At 71.1% G+C, this 18,728-nt stretch carries 14 protein-coding genes and 2 pseudogenes; 9 read left to right on the top strand and 7 right to left on the bottom strand.

Going from position 1 to position 18,728, the window contains the following annotated elements; genetic code table 11:
* Positions 1-47: 47 nt before the first annotated feature.
* Entirely contained in the window at positions 48-1,820 is a 1,773-nt protein-coding gene (locus Prum_RS10540; protein ID WP_246277799.1) for a hypothetical protein, read from the bottom strand.
* Between Prum_RS10540 and Prum_RS10535 the strand changes: the two genes are divergently transcribed.
* Positions 1,813-3,096: an alpha-L-fucosidase gene (locus Prum_RS10535; protein WP_308785347.1), complete on the top strand. Its 1,284-nt coding sequence runs from the start codon at positions 1,813-1,815 to the stop codon at positions 3,094-3,096. The two genes, Prum_RS10540 and Prum_RS10535, sit on opposite strands and share 8 nt — an antisense overlap.
* 162 nt (positions 3,097-3,258) lie before the next feature.
* On the opposite strand, the gene Prum_RS10530 is transcribed toward Prum_RS10535, so the two are convergent.
* A complete protein-coding gene (locus tag Prum_RS10530) occupies positions 3,259-3,846 on the bottom strand; it encodes a hypothetical protein (protein ID WP_173076013.1) in 588 nt (195 codons plus the stop codon).
* A 71-nt stretch (positions 3,847-3,917) separates the two neighbouring features.
* On the opposite strand from Prum_RS10530, the gene Prum_RS10525 reads away from it, so the two are divergent.
* The 5 genes and pseudogenes from Prum_RS10525 to Prum_RS10505 all read left to right on the top strand — a co-directional run bounded on the left by Prum_RS10525 (position 3,918) and on the right by Prum_RS10505 (position 10,721).
* Entirely contained in the window at positions 3,918-6,605 is a 2,688-nt protein-coding gene (locus tag Prum_RS10525) for a helix-turn-helix transcriptional regulator (RefSeq protein WP_218577197.1), read from the top strand.
* Between the two features lie 95 nt (positions 6,606-6,700).
* A pseudogene (locus tag Prum_RS10520) lies at positions 6,701-7,516 on the top strand (MurR/RpiR family transcriptional regulator); the annotation flags it as partial.
* Positions 7,517-7,554: 38 nt separating this feature from the next.
* On the top strand, positions 7,555-8,859 hold the full coding sequence (locus Prum_RS10515; protein ID WP_173076009.1) for an extracellular solute-binding protein: 1,305 nt from the start codon (positions 7,555-7,557) through the stop codon (positions 8,857-8,859).
* 66 nt (positions 8,860-8,925) lie between these two features.
* Positions 8,926-9,882 (top strand): carbohydrate ABC transporter permease, encoded by a 957-nt coding sequence (locus Prum_RS10510; RefSeq protein ID WP_173076007.1) that lies wholly within the window; start codon positions 8,926-8,928, stop codon positions 9,880-9,882.
* Positions 9,882-10,721 carry a carbohydrate ABC transporter permease gene (locus Prum_RS10505; protein ID WP_173076006.1) on the top strand — a complete coding sequence of 280 codons (840 nt, stop codon included), beginning with the start codon at positions 9,882-9,884 and terminating at the stop codon, positions 10,719-10,721. The genes Prum_RS10510 and Prum_RS10505 overlap by 1 nt, the downstream gene beginning before the upstream one ends.
* A 289-nt stretch (positions 10,722-11,010) precedes the next feature.
* Here the strand turns inward: Prum_RS10505 and Prum_RS10500 are convergent, their stop codons facing one another.
* A complete protein-coding gene (locus Prum_RS10500) occupies positions 11,011-11,472 on the bottom strand; it encodes a group II truncated hemoglobin (RefSeq protein WP_173076004.1) in 462 nt (153 codons plus the stop codon).
* A gap of 64 nt (positions 11,473-11,536) precedes the next feature.
* Between Prum_RS10500 and Prum_RS10495 the strand changes: the two genes are divergently transcribed.
* Entirely contained in the window at positions 11,537-11,872 is a 336-nt protein-coding gene (locus Prum_RS10495) for a winged helix-turn-helix transcriptional regulator (protein ID WP_173076002.1), read from the top strand.
* Here Prum_RS10495 and Prum_RS10490 read toward each other — a convergent pair.
* Genes Prum_RS10490 through Prum_RS10480 form a run of 3 tightly spaced genes read right to left on the bottom strand, consistent with a single transcriptional unit; the run spans position 11,862 to position 16,466 of the window.
* Entirely contained in the window at positions 11,862-14,717 is a 2,856-nt protein-coding gene (locus Prum_RS10490; RefSeq protein ID WP_173076000.1) for an ATP-binding protein, read from the bottom strand. The two genes, Prum_RS10495 and Prum_RS10490, sit on opposite strands and share 11 nt — an antisense overlap.
* A gap of 55 nt (positions 14,718-14,772) precedes the next feature.
* Positions 14,773-15,681 carry a hydroxymethylglutaryl-CoA lyase gene (locus Prum_RS10485; protein WP_218577196.1) on the bottom strand — a complete coding sequence of 303 codons (909 nt, stop codon included), beginning with the start codon at positions 15,679-15,681 and terminating at the stop codon, positions 14,773-14,775.
* Positions 15,682-15,701: 20 nt separating this feature from the next.
* A complete protein-coding gene (locus Prum_RS10480) occupies positions 15,702-16,466 on the bottom strand; it encodes an exodeoxyribonuclease III (RefSeq protein ID WP_173075996.1) in 765 nt (254 codons plus the stop codon).
* A 49-nt stretch (positions 16,467-16,515) separates the two neighbouring features.
* Here Prum_RS10480 and Prum_RS10475 point away from each other — a divergent pair, with 49 nt between their 5' ends.
* Positions 16,516-18,018, top strand: a complete 1,503-nt coding sequence (locus tag Prum_RS10475; RefSeq protein WP_173075994.1) for a M1 family metallopeptidase — start codon at positions 16,516-16,518, stop codon at positions 18,016-18,018.
* Here Prum_RS10475 and Prum_RS10470 read toward each other — a convergent pair.
* Positions 18,001-18,411, bottom strand: coding sequence for a DUF2000 domain-containing protein (locus tag Prum_RS10470; RefSeq protein ID WP_173075992.1), 411 nt, complete (start codon positions 18,409-18,411; stop codon positions 18,001-18,003). The two genes, Prum_RS10475 and Prum_RS10470, sit on opposite strands and share 18 nt — an antisense overlap.
* Before the next feature lie 64 nt (positions 18,412-18,475).
* Here Prum_RS10470 and Prum_RS55015 point away from each other — a divergent pair.
* A pseudogene (locus Prum_RS55015) lies at positions 18,476-18,688 on the top strand (AraC family ligand binding domain-containing protein); the annotation flags it as partial.
* Positions 18,689-18,728 lie beyond the last annotated feature (40 nt).

Below are 18,728 nucleotides of genomic sequence, written 5' to 3'. Positions count from 1 at the left end.
GGGCCCCCTGCTATGCAAAAAGCGTTAACAGGGTGCCCTTCCTTGCACTAGAGGTGGAAGAGGATGGCGCCGTCGATTTCCTCGCGGGTGATGCCTAGGCCGTCCACCGGGCGGGTGGGCACCGCCTCCCACGGCGTACCAGTGATGAGGTGGGGCAGGACCAGGACGTCCTTGATGCCGATCCCGCGCAGGTACGCGATGCTCGTCGGGTCCGGGAAGGACACCGTGGCGGCCCGGGTCTGGCTCTGCGTGGTGGGCTCGAAGCCGGCCAACCCGTTCGCGATGCGGGGGAAGCCGTCGGTCGTCCAGAGCATGAAGTGGAGCTCCAGGAGCCCGTCGCTGGGCAGGATGAGCAGCGGCTCGCGGGCGGCGCTCATGGCGGCCGGGGCGGTCGGTACGACGGGGTGCGGGGTCCGGTTGATGCCCTCGACGAAGACGAGCGCCAGCGGGACCACCAGGGCGGCGCGGAGCACCAACGCGGCCGGCTGTTTGATCAAGGACGCCTGGCGGGCGGCCGCGCACACGGCGCCCGCGGCGAGGATGGCCAGCAGCAGGCTGATCCAGATCATCAGCCGCCCGGGCGTGCGCAGCGCGTCCCAGCCGGGCAGGTGCCTGGACAGCGTGATGTAGCCGGGGTCGCCGTCGTCGCCCAGGTTGGCGCCGAGCCCGAGCAGGCCGGTGCCGACGACGCCGGCGCCGAGCAGGATCCGGTGCCGCAGCTTGAAGACCGAGAAGAACAGCCCGGCGCTGGCCAGCACGATCAGCGTGATGCCGGGCAGCAGCGCCATCTCGGCGGCCCAGCCCAGCTGCTCGCGGGCGACGGTATGGCGGTCGCCCCAGAACCAGTTCTCCCACGGCGCGGTGAAGTAGCCCTTGAGCGGCGGCGAGAACAGCACCGTCCACTCCAGACCGCGCTTGCCCTGCGGGTTCAGCTCGACGACCTTCAGGTAGGCCAGCGCCATCCAGACCGTGACGACACTGAAGACCGCGCCACCGATGATGTTCGCGACGAGCAGGCGCCGTCCGAACGGCGGCCGGGCCTTCTTCCGCCACCAGCTGATCGCGTACGTCGCGGCGGCCAACAGGCAGGCGGCGATCAGGAAGTACGCGAACGGCAGGCCGATGCCGAAGCCGAGGCTGATCTGCCAAGTGGCGGTGAGCCAGCCGGCCACCACCCAGCCGGGCTTGCGCAGTTCGGGACGGTAGCCGTGGGTCAGCGACCAGCCGTGGCCGCGCGCCAGCATGGCCAGGGACAGTGCGATGCCGCCGGTGGACAGGATGTTCATGTGCCCGCCGTGGGCCAGCCGCCAGGGGGAGAACGCCCAGGCGATGCCGCCGACCGCCGCCCCGACCCGGCCCACGCCGAGCTGGCGGATCAGGGCGTACGCGCCGATGAACGCGAGCGCGTAGAGCAGGACGTACATGATGTTGTAGCGGATGATGGCGGCCTCGACACCGGAGCCGATCATGCCCGCCGGGGCGTACCCGAGCAGGGTGTCGGTGTACACGTACGTGTACGTCTCCGGGTAGAAGGTGTTCGAGTCCCACAGGTGCAGCGGGTCGGTGAGCAGCGCGTGCCCGGCCCAGGCCATCTGCCACGCCTGCACGGTCGGGTCGCCGAGGTCGCCCGGGATGGTGGTGGCCGGGTGGCGCATGGTCGGCCAGGTCAGCACGACCGCGAGCAGGAGCCCGCCGAGCACCGCGAGGGTCCACTCGTGGCGCAGGACGCGCCAGATCGCGGCGCTCACCCCGGACCGTGCCGGTGGCGGGGCTGGACTGGGTTCCCGGTCGACGGTGGGCGCCGCACTTTCCATGGGCATCGATACTGCCTTAGCCAAATACATCGGATGTATGGTGGTGCGCGTGACGGCAGATTGGTTCCGCGATGCCAAGTTCGGCATCATGATCCACTGGGGTCTTTACTCGATCCCGGCGTGGGCACCCCTGGATGACGCGGTCGTTCGGGTGTTGTCGCAGGGTGGTCACAGCCCCGACGGAGACCCGGAAAGTGACCCACTATTCCGAAACTGTTACGCGGAGTGGTATCAAAACTCCTACCTTTTGACGGGCAGTCCCACCTGGCACCACCACAAGGAGGTGTACGGCGACCGGCCGTACGAGGACTTCGCCGGCGACTTCCGGGCGGCCGTCGAGGGGTGGGACGCGGCCGGCTGGGCCGACCTGTTCGCCGCGGCCGGCGCCCGGTACGTCGTACCCGTGACCAAGCACCACGACGGGTTCGCGCTGTGGCCGTCGCGTACGCCCAACCCGTACCGGGACGGCTGGTCGACGGAGCGCGACGTGGTCGGCGAACTGGGCGCCGCGGTCCGGGCCCAGGGCATGCGGTACGGGCTGTACTACTCCGGCGGCCTGGACTGGACCTTCGGCAACGTGCCGATCCACCGCCAGATCGACGTGGAGTTCAGCATCCCGAACACCCCCGAGTACGCCCGCTACGTCAACGCGCACTGGCGCGAGCTGATCGACCGGTACGAGCCGAGCATGCTCTGGAACGACATCGGCTACCCGGCCGGCGGCGACCCGGAGCGGCTGTTCGCGGAGTACTACGCGCGCGTGCCGGACGGCGTCGTCAACGACCGGTTCATGTCCGAGCACAGCGACATCCGCAGCCCCGAGTACGAGATCCGGCCCGACATCGACCCGCATGTGTGGGAGACGGTGCGCGGGCTGGGCCTGTCGTTCGGCTGGAACAGGCAGGAGACCGCGGCGCAGCTGCTGTCGGCGACCGAGCTGGTGCACCTGCTCGTCGACGTGGTGAGCAAGAACGGAAACCTGCTGCTCGGCGTGGCCCCGGACGACCGCGGCGAGATCCCGGCCGGGCAGGCGGACGTGCTGCGCGAGGTGGGGCGGTGGCTGGCGGCCAACGGCGAGGCGATCTACGGCACCCGGCCGTGGACCACCGCCGAGGCCACCACGGCGGACGGCCTGCCGGTGCGGTTCACCCGGCGCGGCGACACCCGCTACGCGATCGTCCTGGGGGCGGCGGAGCAGTTGCACGGCGTACCCGGAATTGACCCGGAAGACGCACGGCGCCTGGGCGACGGCGAAGGACCCGCGACGGCCTTTGTCCTTTAGGGCGCGTCTGGCGGATCTTTGTGGGGCTGCGGCGGGCCCAGACGACGACCGGCGGCACCGGTCGAAAGGCCGCATACAACACCGGTATGCGACCTTCCGCCCAGCACCACCGGACCGCCGCCTGGACCTCGCCTCGCACCCACAAGATCCACCAGACACGCCCTAGGCCAAGCGGTACATGATCGACTGGGCCGGGGCGGTCTGGCCGCCCGGCCGCAGGTAGCGGTGCAGCTCGCGGTTGAGGAGCAGGTCGGTCCAGAGGTGCCGGCGGTATGTCCAGCCCCAGCCCGGCACGACCTCGCGCTCGTCGCCGAGGACGTAGCGCATCAGCACATAGATGCGGGGCAGCCGGGGGCCGTACTCGCAGGCGTTGCGGCGGGCGTTGTAGGTGACCACGACGCGGGTGGACCGGGCCGGCTCGTGCACCCGCTGGTAGAGGGCGGCGAACGCGGGGTCGCCCTTGAGCCAATGCGCGGATTCGACCGTAGGGGCTTGTATGAGGACGCCGACGTCGTACCGGGGCAGCAGGCCCGGGTCGGCGCGCAGGTGGCAGGCCGTGAAGATCAGGACGTTCGCGAACATGTCCCGGCGCAGCTGGGACGCGCGGCCCTTGAGGTCGGCGACGAGCCGGCGCTTGGCCTCGCTCGGCGGGCCGCTGTGGCCGTCCACTTCGGCCGCGAGCAGCAGGTACCCGGTGGTGTCGAGCACAGGTGGGGCAACCGCGGTCGAAGGCGCACCCGGTATGTTCATGATTTTCATTGTGCGATCTTCGTCATCGCCGCTCGTCAGTCACTTGACTACACTTTGCCCTGGTAGAGCCATTGAGACATGAAATCGCCTCGTTTTCCGCGGTCATCGTGGGCCGGGAACGAGAGCTGGACGCCGTACTCCGGCTCCTCGGCGGCGACGCGGACGCCGCGCGGGCGCTGGTGGTCCTCGGCGACGCCGGGATAGGCAAGAGCACGCTGCTGGAGGCGGCGGCCGCGCACGCCCGCGCGTGCGGGTGGCGGGTGCTCCGCGCGGACGGCAGCGAGCGCGAGACCGGGCTCGCCTTCGCCGCGCTGCACCAGCTGCTCGGGCCGGTGCTGAAGGCCGCGACCCGGCTGCCGGACCGGCAACGCGCCGCACTGCTGGGCGCGTTCGGGCTCGAAGGCGACGGGTTGCGGGCGCCCGACCAGCTGCTGATCGGCGCCGCCCTGCTGACCCTGCTGTCCGACCTGGCCGAGGAACGGCCGGTGCTCGTGGTCGTCGACGATGCACAGTGGATCGACCGGGGCTCGCTGGACGCCCTCGCGTACGCGGCGCGGCGGCTCGACGCCTCGCCCAGCGCGGCGCTCCTGGCGGCCCGCGGCACGGCGGCGCCGGCGGGCCTGGACCGGGGTCTGCCCGCGCTCACGCTCGAACCGCTGGCCCGGGACGCCTCCAACCAACTGCTGGACCGGCAGCCGCGCCCGCCGGCCGGCGGGGCCCGGCTGCGGGTGCTCACCGAGGCCGGCGGCAACCCCCTCGCGCTGGTCGAGTTCGCGAAGACGGCGGCGGAGATCGAGGCGGACGCGCTCCCGCTGACCGAGCGGCTCGAACGGATCTTCGCCGCCCAGGTGGCCGCCCTGCCCGCGCCGACCCGCCGGCTGCTCCTGCTGGCCGCCGCCGCGGACGGCGGTGACCTGGCCGGTCTGGAGTGGAACGTGGAGGACTGGGCGGCCGCGGAAGAGGCCGGGCTGGTGCGCCTCGACGGCCAGCGGGTCCGCTTCCGGCACCCGCTCATGCGCTCCGGCGTCTACCACGCGGCGCCCCTCGTGGCGCGGCGCGAGGCTCACCTCGCCCTGGCCATGGCGCTGCGCGACGAGCCCGACCGGCGCGCATGGCACCTCGCCGCGGCCAGCGCCGGGCCGGACGAGCCGGTCGCCGCGGCCCTGGAGGCCAGCGCGCAGCGGGCCCGGCAGCGCGGCGGCTACGCGGCCGCGGCCCGCGCGCTGGAACGGGCGGCCCAGCTCAGCCCGGACCCGGCGCAGCGGGCCCGGCGGCTCGCGCTGGGCGCCGACGCGGCCACGTTCGCCGGGCAGGTGGAGTGGGTCCAGGAGCTGGCCGGGCAGGCCGCCGCCGGCACCGACGACCCCGGCGTACGCGCGCTGGCGTCGCACTCGCGCGGCTGGGCGCTGTCCCAGACCACCCGGCACCGCGCCGCCCTCATGGTGCTGCTGCGCACCGCCGACCTCGGCACCCCGCACGCCGCCGTGGCGCTGGTCAACGCCGCCCTCGTCGCGTACCACGTGGGCGAGGAGGAGGACCGGCACCGGGTGCGCGACGCGGCCGCCCGGCTCGGGCTGCCGGCCGGCAACCCGTGGCGCACCTGGATCCTGGCGGCCACCGACCCGTTCGGCAGCCGGGCCGAGGTGCTCGCCGACCTCGACGGCGCGGTCGGGGTGCGCGACTCGCTGCAACTCGGCGCGCTCGGCGCCGCCGCGTGGGCCATCGACCACACCGCCTGCGCGGTCGACCTGCTCACCGCCGCGCTGGACGGCCGCCGCGCCGAGGGCGCGCTGGGCGGGAGCGCATCGACGTACCTGTGCCTCGGGTGGGCGTACGCCGATCAGGGGCGCTGGGCGGAGGCACAGGTGGCCGCCGCGGCGGCGGGCGCGATCGCCGCCGAGGGCCGGCTTGAGCTCGTCACCGCGGCCACCCACGCCCTGGAGGCAGAGCTTTCCGGGGTACGCGGGGACACCGCCGCCGGCCGGCGACAGGCGGCCGCCGCGCTCGCCGCCATCGACCCGCAGGAGAGCCGGGCCATCGCGGTACGCGCGCGGCACGCCGCCGGGTTGGCCGCGGTGGCGGACGGCGACCACGAGCTGGCGTACGAGCAGCTCCGGATGCTCTTCCACGCGGACGGCACGCCGGTGCACTTCCACGCGTCCTGCTACGGGCTGGCCGGGCTGGCCGCCGCGGCGGCGCGTACCGGCCGGCGGGACCGGGCCCGGCAGGTGGTGGACCTGGTGGCCGCGCGCCTGGACGGCACCGCCTCGCCGCGGCTCGCCCTGCTGGTCGAGCGCGGCCGCGCCCTGCTCGCCGACCCGGACGCCGCCGAACGCCACTTCGCCGGCGCGCTGGCCGACCCGGAGGGCCGGCAGTGGCCGTTCGAGCGGGCGCAGACCGAGCTGGAGTACGCCCAGTGGCTGCGCCGGCAGCGCCGCCGGGCCGCCGACGCCCGGCCGTACCTGCTCGCCGCGCTGGAGACGTTTCACCGGCTGGGCGCGCGGCCGTGGGAGGAGCTGGCCCAGGCCGAGCTGCGCGCCTCGGGCGTCAGCCTGGCGCCGGCCGAGCCCGACGCGTTCGCCGAGCTGACGCCGCAACAGCAGCAGATCATCCGGCTCGCCGCCCGGGGCCTGACCAACCGCGAGATCGCCGAACGGCTCTTCGTCTCCCCCCGGACCGTGGCAACCCACCTGTACCGGTCGTTTCCCAAGCTCGGCATCACGAACCGGGCGCAACTGCGCGACATCCTGCCGCAGTAAATAACGTTTCGAGTTCCGCCTCTTGACAAGAGCGCGCCCTTCAGTAAGAAATATTACCACTATTAGTTAACTTTCTTTTCTGAAGGGCGTTGCCCATGGTCGAGACGCCGGTGGTCGTGGACGGGGTGGTGCCGACCCTCCGCGCCAAGCTGCCGGAGCTCACCGGGGCGGTACGCCGGGTGGCCGAGCACGTGCTCGCCGACCCGGGCGGCGCCGCCCGGTCCACGATCGTCGAGTTGGGCGAGCGCAGCGGCACCTCCGCGGCGACGGTCACCCGGTTCTGCCGGGCGCTCGGCTTCGAGGGCTACGCCGAACTCCGGCTCGCCATCGCCGCCGAGACCGGACGCGCGCGGGCCGCCGGCTGGGCCGTCGACATCGGCCGGGCGATCGAGCCCAGCGACCCCATCGAAAAAGTGCTCGAGCAGGTGATGGCCGCCGACACGCGGGCCATGCACGACACCGTCGCCCTGCTCGATCTGTCCGAAGTGGAACGCGCTGCCGACGCGCTCGCGGGTGCTTCCCGGGTGAGCATCTTCGGCGCCAGCGGTAGCGCGCTGGTCGGTGAGGAGATGCAGTTCAGTCTGCACCGCATCGGCGTGGCGGCGTGGGCCTGGACCGACGTACACAATGGACTCGCCAGCGCCGCCCTCTCCCGTCCCGGCGACGTCGCGCTCGCGATCTCCCACAGTGGACAGACGCGGGAGACCATCGAAACCCTTGCCGAGGCGGGCTGCCACGGCGCCACCACCATCGCGTTGACCAGCTTTCCGCATTCCACGCTGGCCGAGTTGGCGGACATCGTCCTGCTGACGGCCAGCCAGGCCACCACGTTCCGGCCCGACGCACTCTCCGCCCGCCACCCGCAGCTGGTCGTGCTCGACCTGCTGTACGTGGCGGTCGCCCACCGCACATCCCCCTGAAACACCCTCACCCCCCTTTGGAGGATCCAGTGAAACGCAGGATCGCGATTGCCGCGGCGCTCGCCGCGACGCTGCTGGGTGCGGCCGCGTGTGGCGGCTCGGACGACAGTGGCGCCAACGACACGTCGGCACAGGCACTCGACGGCACCGGCAAGACCATCAAGGTCTGGCTCATGGTCGACGCGCAGTCGAGCTGGAAGGAGGTCGTCGAGGACGCCAACGCGCGCTTCACCGCGGCCACCAAGGCGAACGTGCAGGTCGAGTACCAGCAGTGGGCCAACCACCTGACCAAGCTGGACGCGACCCTGGCCGGCAGCGACGTGCCGGACGTCGTCGAGCTGGGCAACACCGAGATGCCCAAGTACGTCTTCAGCGGCGCGTTCGCCGAGCTCGACAAGAGCCGCTTCGAGAACTCGGCCACCTGGCTCAAGGGCCTTTCCGGCCCGTGCGAGCTGGACAGCAAGACGTACTGCGTGCCCTACTACGCCGGCGCGCGCGTGCTGATCTACCGCACGGACCTCTTCGAGGCCGCCGGGATCAAGCCGCCGACCAGCTACGCCGAGCTGACCGCCGCGGCCGACTCGCTCAAGGCCAAGAACGGCAGCAACGCCAAGTTCGCCGCGTTCTACATGCCCGGCGCGTACTGGTACGCCGCGATGTCCTGGGTGTACGGCGAGGGCGGCCAGATCGCCAAGAAGGACGGCGACAAGTGGGCCGGCACCCTGTCCGAGCCGACCGCGCAGGCCGGCTTGCAGAAGTGGGCCGACCTGGTCAAGAAGTACTCGTCCGGCGACGTGACCAAGGACGAGAACGACCAGGCCGCCATCTTCGCCCAGGGCCAGTCGGCGATGTTCTACGGCAACGGCTGGGAGGCCGGCGCGGCGCAGGAGCAGCGCAAGGACCCCAACGACCCGAACTCCGCCCTGGTGGCCACCAAGGTCAAGGGCAAGGTCGCGTCGGCGCCGATGCCGGGCATCCCGTCCTTCCTCGGCGGCTCCGACCTGGGCGTGACCGCCAAGAGCCAGAACCAGGCCCTCGCCGCTGAGTGGATCAAGTACTTCACCGACGCGAAGGCCCAGGAGGCGCTGCTGGCCAAGGGCGTACTGCCCAACGCCACCTCGCTGCTGGACAAGGCCGCGGCCGTGAAGGGCAACGAGGCCACCGCGCTGGCCGCGAAGAGCAGCTGGTTCGTGCCGATGGCCGAGAAGTGGGCCGACGTCGAGAAGGCGGGCGTGTTGCAGCAGGCGCTGCGGGACATCGTCACCGGCAAGAAGACGGTGGCCGAGGCCGCGCAGTGGGCCGACGCCGAGATAACCAAGACCCTCAACGGCTGAGTCCGGTTTGGCCGCGCCGCCGCTCTGTGCGGCGGCGCGGCCCCTACCTCTGGTGAAAGGAGTGCGATGCAGGCCGTCGACGAACGGGTTGTGCAGACACCGCGCTTGGGTGACCCCATTCGGGTGCGCCGTCGACGGCCGAACCGGATGCCGCTGCTGCTCACCATGCCCGCGCTCGTGCTGCTGGCGGGCCTGCTGGCGTACCCGCTCGCCCGCATGCTCGTACTGTCCTTTCAGGACATGCAGCTGCGCAACCTCTTCGCCGGCACGTCCCCGCCGTGGGTGGGCTTCGAGAACTACAAAGAGATCCTCACCGACGGCGTCTTCTGGAGCGTGGTACGGCGCACCGCGATCTTCACGGTCGTGTCGGTGGCGATCTCGGTGGTGCTCGGCATGGCGGTCGCGCTGCTCATGCGCCGGGTGAGCAAGCCCGTACGGCTGGCCATGATGGTCGCCATGATGTTCGTCTGGGCGATCCCGCAGCTCGTCTCCGCGCAGATCTTCAAGTGGATGGTCGACGCCGACTTCGGCGTGGTCAACTACATGATCGACCAGATCCCCGGCGTGGACTTCGCCAACCACAGCTGGTTCGCCGACCCGATCCAGGGCTGGGCGGTCATCACCACGCTGGTCGTGTGGGCCGGCATCCCGTTCCTCGCGATCACCCTGAACGCCGGCCTCACCCAGGTGCCGCGCGAGCTGACCGAGGCGGCCACCGTCGACGGGGCCGGCCCGTGGCAGACGCTGCGCCACATCACCCTGCCGATCCTGCGACCCCTGATCATCATCGTCACCACGCTGTCGGTGATCTGGAACTTCGGCCTCTTCACCCAGGTGTGGGTGGTCCGCGACAGCAAGCCCGAGCAGGAGTACCAGACGCTCGCCACGTACGCGTTCACGCAGGCGTTCGGGCGCAACGAGTACAGCCTCGGCTCGGCGATCTCGGTGATCACCGTGCTGCTGATGCTGGGCGTGATGGCCTTCTACGTACGCCAGATGTTCATGATTGGAGACGTGGACTGATGAGCGCTACCTCGCACCGCTCCCGGGCGGGCACCATCCTGGCCAACACGGTCGGCGTCGTCTTCGTCGTGCTCATGGCGTTTCCGGTCTACTGGGTGCTCAACACCGCGTTCAAGCCGGCCTCCGAGGTGCTGTCGTTCACCCCGTCGTTCCTGCCGGAGCACCCGACCCTCGACAACTTCAGGTCCGCCATCAAGGCGCCATACTTCCTGGTGGACCTGCGCAACGGGATGATCGTCACCGCGTTCGCGGTCGCCGGCGCGCTGGTCGTCGGCTTCCTCGCGGCGCTGGCGATCGCGCGCTTCCGGTTCTACGGGCGGCGCGCGTTCATCATGGTGATCCTCGGCGTGCAGCTCGTGCCGCTGCTCGCCCTGCTCATCCCGCTCTACCTGATGCTCAACCGGGTCGACCTCACCAACAGCCTCATCGGCGTCAGCATCACGTACCTGGTGCTGATCCTGCCGTACACGGTGTGGACGCTGCGCGGCTTCATCGCCGCGGTGCCCCGCGAACTCGACGAGGCCGCCCTGGTCGACGGCTGCAGCCGGTGGCAGACGTTCTACCGGATCATCCTGCCGCTGACCGGGCCGGGGCTGGTGGCCACGTCGATCTACGGGTTCATCCAGGCGTGGAACGAGTTCATCATCATCAACACGCTCAACAACCCGGAGAAGCAGAACCTGATGGCCTGGCTCCTGCAGAACCAGACCAACCGCGGCACCGCCTGGGGCCCGTTGATGGCCGGCGCCATCATCACGGCGCTACCCGTGGTCGCCTTCTTCCTCATGATCCAACGCCACATAGCCGTGGGCCTAACCGCCGGCGCCGTAAAGGGCTAACCCCCTCCCGCCCGCTCCGCCCGCTCTTGTCGCCCGCTCGCGCCGCCCGCCGGCTCTTGTCGTCGATCAAGGGCAAACGGTCGTGCTTTGATCTCCGATCCACGACCGTTTGCCCTTGATCGACGCGAAAGTCCTTGATCGGCGCGCCGTGGCGGGCTCGCCCCGGTAGGCGTCGCGCGCCCTCAAATCGCTGCGGTGATCATGGAGTTAGCGTCCGGGAGAGCGCTCCCTCTGACGCTAACTCCATGATCACCGCAGGTCGATGTGGACCCCGGCGTCGCGGGCCGAGTCATGGCTGGTACGGCGGGGCGACGCCCCAACCCCAGCGCGGTACGGGGGCTTCGCGCACGACGTCGGCGTCAGGCTGGGAGTTTTGCACCGCGAGTCGGGTGCCCCACTCGATGTAGCTGGCGAACGCGGACCGGAACTCCGGGTCGGCCGGCAGGTCGACCTCGTCGGCGGCGTCCATCATCAGGTTGACCCAGCGCCGCCGTTGCGGCTCGGTGATCGCCTTGCCGACATGCCGGCGCACCATGGTCGGATAGCCGCCCCGCTCCTGCGAGTACGCCGCCGGGCCGCCGAAGACCTCGGCGAGCCAGAGTGCCACGTACCGGGCGTGCTCGGGATCCATGTGCGCGAACAGGGGTGCCAGCAGGTCGTCCGCGACGACTCGCCGGTAGAAGGCGTCGCACAGCCGGACGAACGCGTCCGTGCCGCCGGCCCATTCGTACAGCGTCGGTGGGTGCACCATGGGTACAGCCCAACATGCCCGATCCACTTGATCAAGTACGCACCATTTGGTAAGGAGCCCACGGATGGCCAAGCGCTACCACTGCCCGGTCGAGCTGGCGGTCGACGTGGTCGGCGGGAAGTGGCGGCCGGTGATCCTGGCGCATCTGAAGCAGGGCGTGCACCGGTACGGCGAGCTGCGCAAACTCATGCCGGACGTGAGCGAGAAGATGCTGGTCCAGCGGCTGCGCGAGCTGGAGGCGGACGGGCTGGTGAGCCGGCAGGAGCGGGACGCCTCGACGCCGTGGGTCGAGTACCGCCTTACCGACGAGGGTCGGAGCCTGGCGCCGGTGTTGCAAGCGCTCTACGACTGGGGTGCAGCGCGTGCCGAGCGCACGGGCGTCCCGCTCGTTACAAGCTGATGCCGTACCCGCGGATCCGGGCGTGGACCCGGCCGAGGTCCCAGTCGGCGTGCAGGACCGTGTAGAGGAACAGCGCGTTGGTGAAGTGGGAACGCGCGGCTGCCATGTCGCCGGCGTCAGCCGCGGCCGCGGCGGCCGCTTCAAGGGCCTGCGCGCGGGGTAGGACCTGGCTGCCGACCTGGTAGTAGCGGGCGGCCTGAAGAAGAAGGGCTTGGTCGTTGCCGACCAGGCCACGGCAGTACGCCAGGATCGCCTGCCGGCGCGGCATATCCGACCGACCCGCCACGGTCACGGCCCGGTCCGCGGCGGATCGAGCGGTCGCCTTGTCGCCGACCGCGACGGCGAGCCGAGCGGCGTTTGCCAGCACCGCGACGACCGTCTCCACGTCCTCGGTCCTGGCGAGCGTGGCGAGCAGGACACCGAGGGCCGCCTCGGGCGCACCTGAACGTTCGTGTGCCAGGCTCTTGGCCAGCACGTACGGGCCGAGGACCCGATCGCCGAGCCGGCTTGCGTACCGATCGGCGCTCGCCAGGCGTTGGGCCGCCGACGCGTCGCCGCGATGCAGCCCGATCAAGGCAGCGAGGCTCAGGCTGACGCACAGGGTCACCGGCTCATTCGACTGGTGGCGTTCGATGTCGGTCTCGACAAGGGCGTCGTCCCACTGGCCGGTCTCGAACAGCAGCTCACTCAGGACGGACTGCGCCTGGAGCCGCCGGACGGCGTTTCCGGCGTCGTCGGCCAGCTGGCGCACCTGTTCCGCCGCCTTGATGGCATCGCCATGGCGGTCGAGGTTACCCAGCGCCACGGCACGGTTGATGCCCAGTACGAGGCGGAGATCGGCGAGTGCGGGATCGCCGCCGGCCAGTGCGAGTGCGCGGTCGTACAGCGGCAACGACGCCGCTGAATCACCCTTCATCCCGAGTACGACGGTCTGGGCGGCCAGCGCCCAACTGGTGGCCCACCGGTCGTTGGCGGCCAGCGCCGTGGCCAAGGCGGCGTCGGCGAGCCGGCCGGCGGCGTCGACGCGGCCGGCGAAGCAGTGTGTGCGTGCGGCGAGGACGAGCAGGCGGGCTCGGTGACGGGGCGCGATCGACGGCGAGTCGAGCGCGCTTTCCAGCGTGGCCAGGGAGTCCGCATGCCGGCCATGCACGGCACGGCTCTGGGTCAGCGTCCACAGCAGGCTGACCAACAGGTCAGGATCAGACACGTGGTCGAGCGCGTCGCCGGCCACCCGGGCCGCCTCGGCGGCGTCGCCCACCCGGTAGAGGGCGTCAGCGAGCGTGGCGGTCAGCCGGTCGCGCGGGCGTACGCCGGCGGGCATCCCGCGCATGGCCACGCGCAGTAGGGATATCGCCGCCTGGGGAGCCCGGTTGACCAGCGACTGCCCGACCTCGGCGAGCCACCGCACGATCCACTCGTCAGACGGCCCGTCGCCGCCGGCGGCCTCCAGCGACGGTAGTAGCTGCCGGGCGACGCGGTCCGCCGACGCGCCCGTTTCGGCCAGCTTGCGTGCGGCGTCGCGGTGCCAGGCCGCCCGCGTCGGGACGGATGTCTCCTCGTAGAGCGCCGCCCGGATGAGCGGGTGGTGGAACGCCAGCTCGTGGCCGTCGTCGCGGAGCACGCCGGCGTCGGACGCCTCGTTCAGGAGGGGGACCAACTCGCCGAGGCTCTTGCCGGACACCACCGCGAGTTCGGCCACCGAGAAGCTCACGCCCTGCAGGGCCGCCGTCCGCAGCACGGTACGGACCAGCGGCGACAAGAACTCCAGCCGGCTGGCGATGGCTGCAGACAGGGACTCGGGCGGCCGGCCGGCGGCGAACTCGACTTGGCCCATGTCGGTGGTCACGGTGCCGCCCCGGACGAGCGCGTCGACAAGTTCGGTCAGGTACAGCGGGTTGCCGCCGGCGTCAGAGGCCAGCTTGAGCAGCCGCGGGCCCGGGACCCCGCCCACCGTTCCCGCGACGAACTCGGTCACCTCCGCTTCGGTGAGGCCGTGCAGGCGGACGCGGGCGGCCGGTTCGATCGAGCGGCGCAGCGCGCGCAGGTCGGCCCGCTGCGGGACGGTACGCGTCACCGCCGCGACCAGGAGCGGAAGTCGCTGGGTGGTATGCGTGAGCCGGCCCAGGCACCGGACGGTCGCCGGGTCCGCCCACTGCAGGTCGTCGACCACGAGCAGCACCGACGAGGCCGTACACAGCTCGTCGATCAGCGCGAGGAGCCGCTCCGTGGCCGCGGCGACGAGGTCCATCTGGTTGCCCGGGGCGGACTCGGCGCGGAAGATGTCCGCGATCCTGGCCCTGCCCCGGCCGGCGGCGGCTGCGGGAGAGTCGATGGTGCTGAGCAGCGGCAACAGCGGGAACGCCTGGCTCAGCTCGTCGCACGCGGTCCAGAACACCTGGCAGCCGGCGGCCACCGCCTCCGAGGCGGCGGTCCGCAGCAGCGCCGATTTGCCGATGCCAGGTGCGCCCTCCACCAGGACGGCACGCCCCTGCCCGGTCGTCAGGTCGGTGACCCAGTCCTGCATGAGCCGGAGCTCTTGCCGCCGGCCGATCAACGAAGCGGGCGAGGCCATCCGCGGTGGTGGCACGGCGGCGGGCGAGTCGGAGGCGCCGCGGGCCTCCAGCCACAGCTCCTTGAAGCGCTCGACATCCCCGCCGAGTGCCTGGACGACGAGTTCCAGCGGCCCCCAGTGCGGCACGCGGGACCCTCGGAGCACCGCGTTGACGGTGGTGTGGCTCAGCACGCCTCGCCCGAGGCTACGCGCGATCGTGCGCGTGCTCGGCTCGCCGGCCCGCCGATGAAGCAGCCGGATCTCCTCAAACAGGGTCTCAATGGGGTCACGCATCGTCCTTCAGCATGAACCCGCAGGCAGGATGATCGGCACTGCCGCATACAAAGCTTTACACCTCGGTGGCGAGGGCGCGGACGACGGCGGAGGGGCTCTGGCGGCCCAGTCGCTGCGCCATCCACAGGCTCGTACGCACCAGCGCGCGCAGGTCCACGCCCGTCTCCACGCCCAGCCCGTTCAGCTGCCAGACGAGGTCTTCGGTGGCGAGGTTGCCGGTGGCGCTCTTGGCGTACGGGCAGCCGCCCAGGCCACCCGCCGAGGCGTCCACTGTGCTCACTCCAGCCTGGAGGGCGGCGAGGGTGTTGGCCAGCGCCTGCCCGTACGTGTCGTGGAAGTGGACGGCCAGCCGGTCGGGGGCCACCCCGGCCGCGTCGAGGGCGCGGATGAGGGCGCTGACGTGGCCGGGTGTGCCGACGCCGATGGTGTCGCCGAGCGAGAGCTGGTCGCAGCCGAGGTCGATAAGGCGGCGGGCTACCGAGACCACCTGCTCGATGGGGACCTCGCCTTCCCAGGGGTCGCCGAAGCACATGGACAGGTACCCACGTACCCGCAAACCGGAGGAGCGGGCGCGGCGCACGACCGGGTCGAACATCCGCAGCGACTCGTCCACGGTCCGGTTGAGGTTGTTCTTCGCGAACGTCTCGGTGGCGCTGCCGAAGATGGCGATCTCGCGGACGCCGAGCGCGAGCGCGCGGTCGAGGCCGCGGTCGTTGGGGACGAGCACGGGGTAGCGCACGCCGGGGGCGGGTTGCAGCCGGGTGAGGAGGTCTTCGGCGTCGGCGAGCTGCGGCACCCAGGACGGGTGCACGAAGCTGGTCGCCTCGATGACGCGCAGGCCGGCGGCGGCGAGCCGGTCGATGAACTCGACCTTGACGTCGACGGGCACGATCGTCGACTCGTTCTGCAGGCCGTCGCGCGGGCCGACCTCCCAGATCGTTACGGATGACGGCAGGCCAGGCATGGGCACTCGCTGCGGGTTCATCATGACAAGTCAACCACGATCGGGGCGTGGTCGGACGGGGCCTTGCCCTTGCGGGCCTCCCGGTCGATGTACGCGGATTCGACGGTCACGCCCGCGCTCGCGTACACGAGGTCGATGCGCATGCCCATGTTCTGGTGGAACATCCCGGCACGATAATCCCAGTACGTGAAGGGGTGCGGCCCCTTCATCGGCCGCGGTACGACGTCGGTGAAGCCGGCGGCCAGGATCTGGGCCAGCGCCTCCCGCTCGGGCACGGTCACGTGGGTGGCGCCGGCGAACGCGGCCGGGTCCCAGACGTCGGCGTCGGTCGGCGCGACGTTGAAGTCGCCGCACACGACCACGGGCCCGGCGGCCAGCGCGGGGGTGAGCGCGTCGCGCAGGGCGGCCAGCCAGCTCAGCTTGTACGCGTAGTGGGGCGAGTCGGGCGTGCGCCCGTTCGGCACGTACACGGACCAGACCCGCAGGCCGTCGCAGGTGGCGGAGATCGCGCGCGCCTCGGGGTCGGGGAAGCCCGGCTCCTTGTCGAATCCCGTGGTCACGTCGGTGATGCCGACCCGGGAGAGGATCGCGACCCCGTTCCACCGGCCCTCGCTGTGGGCGGCCGACTCGTACCCCGCGGCGCGGAGCTCGTCCGTCGGGAACGCGCCCGCGGCGGTCTTGGTCTCTTGTAGGCAGACGATGTCCGGATGCGTCTCGGCCAGCCACGGGAGCAGCCGGGGGAGCCGGCTGCGCAGCGAGTTGACGTTCCACGTCGCTAGGCGCATGTCCATGACTTTACTGTCGGCTGGCGGCGCAGCACCTAGGGTCAGCTGCATGAAGCCACTCAGGAGTCTGCTCGCCGCGGCCGTGGGCGTCCTCGTCCTCGTGCCGGTGAGCGCGGTCCCCGCCAGCGCGGGAGGATCGTTCCGTCCCGGCGCCCCGGGTGTCGGCGACCCGTACTTCCCGGGCTATGGCAACGGGGGATACGACGTCAAGCACTACGACCTCAACGTCCGCTACCAACCGAGCACCGACCTGCTCACCGGGCACGCGGTGATCTACGCGCGGGCCACGCAAAACCTGTCCAGCTTCAACCTGGACTTCCTCGGTCTGACGATCGACAAGCTGGCCGTCAACGGCCGCGCGGCGTCCTACACGCGGTCCGGCCAGGAGCTCAGCATCAAGCGGAAGATCCGCAAGGGCAGCGCGTTCCGCGTCGACGTGCGCTACCACGGCGTGCCGCAGACCTTGCAGATCCCGGTTCCCGGCATCGTGCTGGAGGCCGGGTTCATCCACACCGACGACGGCGCGGTGGTGGCCGGCCAGCCCGAGGTGGCCGCGAGCTGGTTCCCGGTCAACGACCACCCGAAGGACAAGGCCAGCTACAGCTTCGCGGTGACGGTGCCGGCCGGGCTGGCGGCGATCTCGAACGGCGTGCCGAAGGGCCACAAGACCCGGGGCAACTGGACCACATGGAAGTGGGAGCAGCGCACGCCGATGATCAGCTACCTGGCCACGGCGACCATCGGTGAGTTCCGGATCAGCACCACGAAGCACAACGGCAAGCCGACCATCATCGCGATCGACCCCGACCTGCCGCCGGACCTGGCGGACGACGCTGTCGGTCGTACCAACGAGATCACCGACTTCCTGGCCAGCAAGTTCGGGCCGTACCCGTTCGAGGCGAACGGCGCGATCGTCGACGACTACGACAACCTGTTCTTCGCGCTGGAGAACCAGACCCGCTCGATCTACTCGAAGTTCTTCTTCGACTCGGGCGCGACCACCGGCGAGACGTACGTGGTGGCGCACGAACTGGCGCACCAGTGGTTCGGCGACAGCGTGGCCGTCGAGCAGTGGGACGACATCTGGCTCAACGAGGGCTTCGCCACGTACGCGGAGTGGCTGTGGAGCGAGAAGCTCGGCGAGGGCACCCCGCAGGAGATCTTCGACTTCCTGTACGCCCAGCCGCTGACCGCGCCGTACTGGGCCCCGCCGCCGGGTGACCCGGGCCCGGTGGACCTGTTCGACGACTCGGTCTACACCCGGGGCGCGATGACGCTGCAGGCGCTGCGGGTCACCGTGGGCGACGCGGACTTCTGGAAGATCGTCCGGCAGTGGTACGCCCGGAACCGCAACGGCCACGGCTCGACCGCCGAGTTCGTCCGGCTGGCCGAGCGGGTCTCCGGCGAGCAGCTCGACGCCCTGTTCCAGGCGTGGCTGTTCACCGACACCAAGCCCGCCCACCCGGGCGGTGCGGCCACGCTCAGCGCCGCGGCGGCGGACAAGCCGAACGCGGTCAAGAGCCTCGACCAGCGGCTACGGATGAAGCGGTAGCCCCTTCAGCACCTTGTCCACGGCATTGCGCGGGCCGTGCACCGAGAGGCCGACCAGACGGAGCTTCTCGGCCGGCACGGCCCGCACCGCCGCCCGGTTGTCGTCGTCGTTGTTGCTGGTGAAGAGCTCCTCGGTGTAGACGCCGACGGCCAGTTCGCGCGCCGCCGCCTTGGCCCGGACCTCGGCGAGCCCGGCCAGATCGGCGGCGTACACCAGCACCGGCTGGCCGAACATCGGCAGGTAGGGGGTGCCGGAGCCGTCCTCGTACGGCTGTCCCACCGTCTCGGGCAGGGCGCCGGCCACGCCGGAGGCGAGGAAGGCGGTCACGTTCAGCTTCTGCCAGGTGGCCAGGTCATCGCGTACCACGATGGCGATCTTGGTGGTTGGGCGCATGCGGCCATGATCACGCCGCGCCGCGACGAGCGTCTTGAACGCATGTGCGGGGATACTGGACCGTGTGGGGGAGTGGGCGAGGTACTGGCGCGCGGCCGATCGGCCGGTGGAGGCGCTACATGCGCACTTCGAGCGGCACGTCTATCACCGGCACAGCCACGAGACGTACTCCTTCGGGGTGACCGAGGCCGGCGCGCAGTCCTTCCGGTGCCGGGGCGGGGCGCACACCAGCAGCGCCGGCATGGTGATGGCCTTCAACCCGGACGATCCGCACGACGGGCACGCCGCCGACGAGCGCGGCTTCACGTACCGGATCG

Origin of the sequence: Phytohabitans rumicis (assembly GCF_011764445.1) — a bacterium.
In the GTDB taxonomy this organism is placed as follows: domain Bacteria; phylum Actinomycetota; class Actinomycetes; order Mycobacteriales; family Micromonosporaceae; genus Phytohabitans; species Phytohabitans rumicis.
The sequence above is the reverse complement of the archived record's forward strand: the minus strand, read 5'-3'. Positions and strand labels throughout refer to the sequence as shown.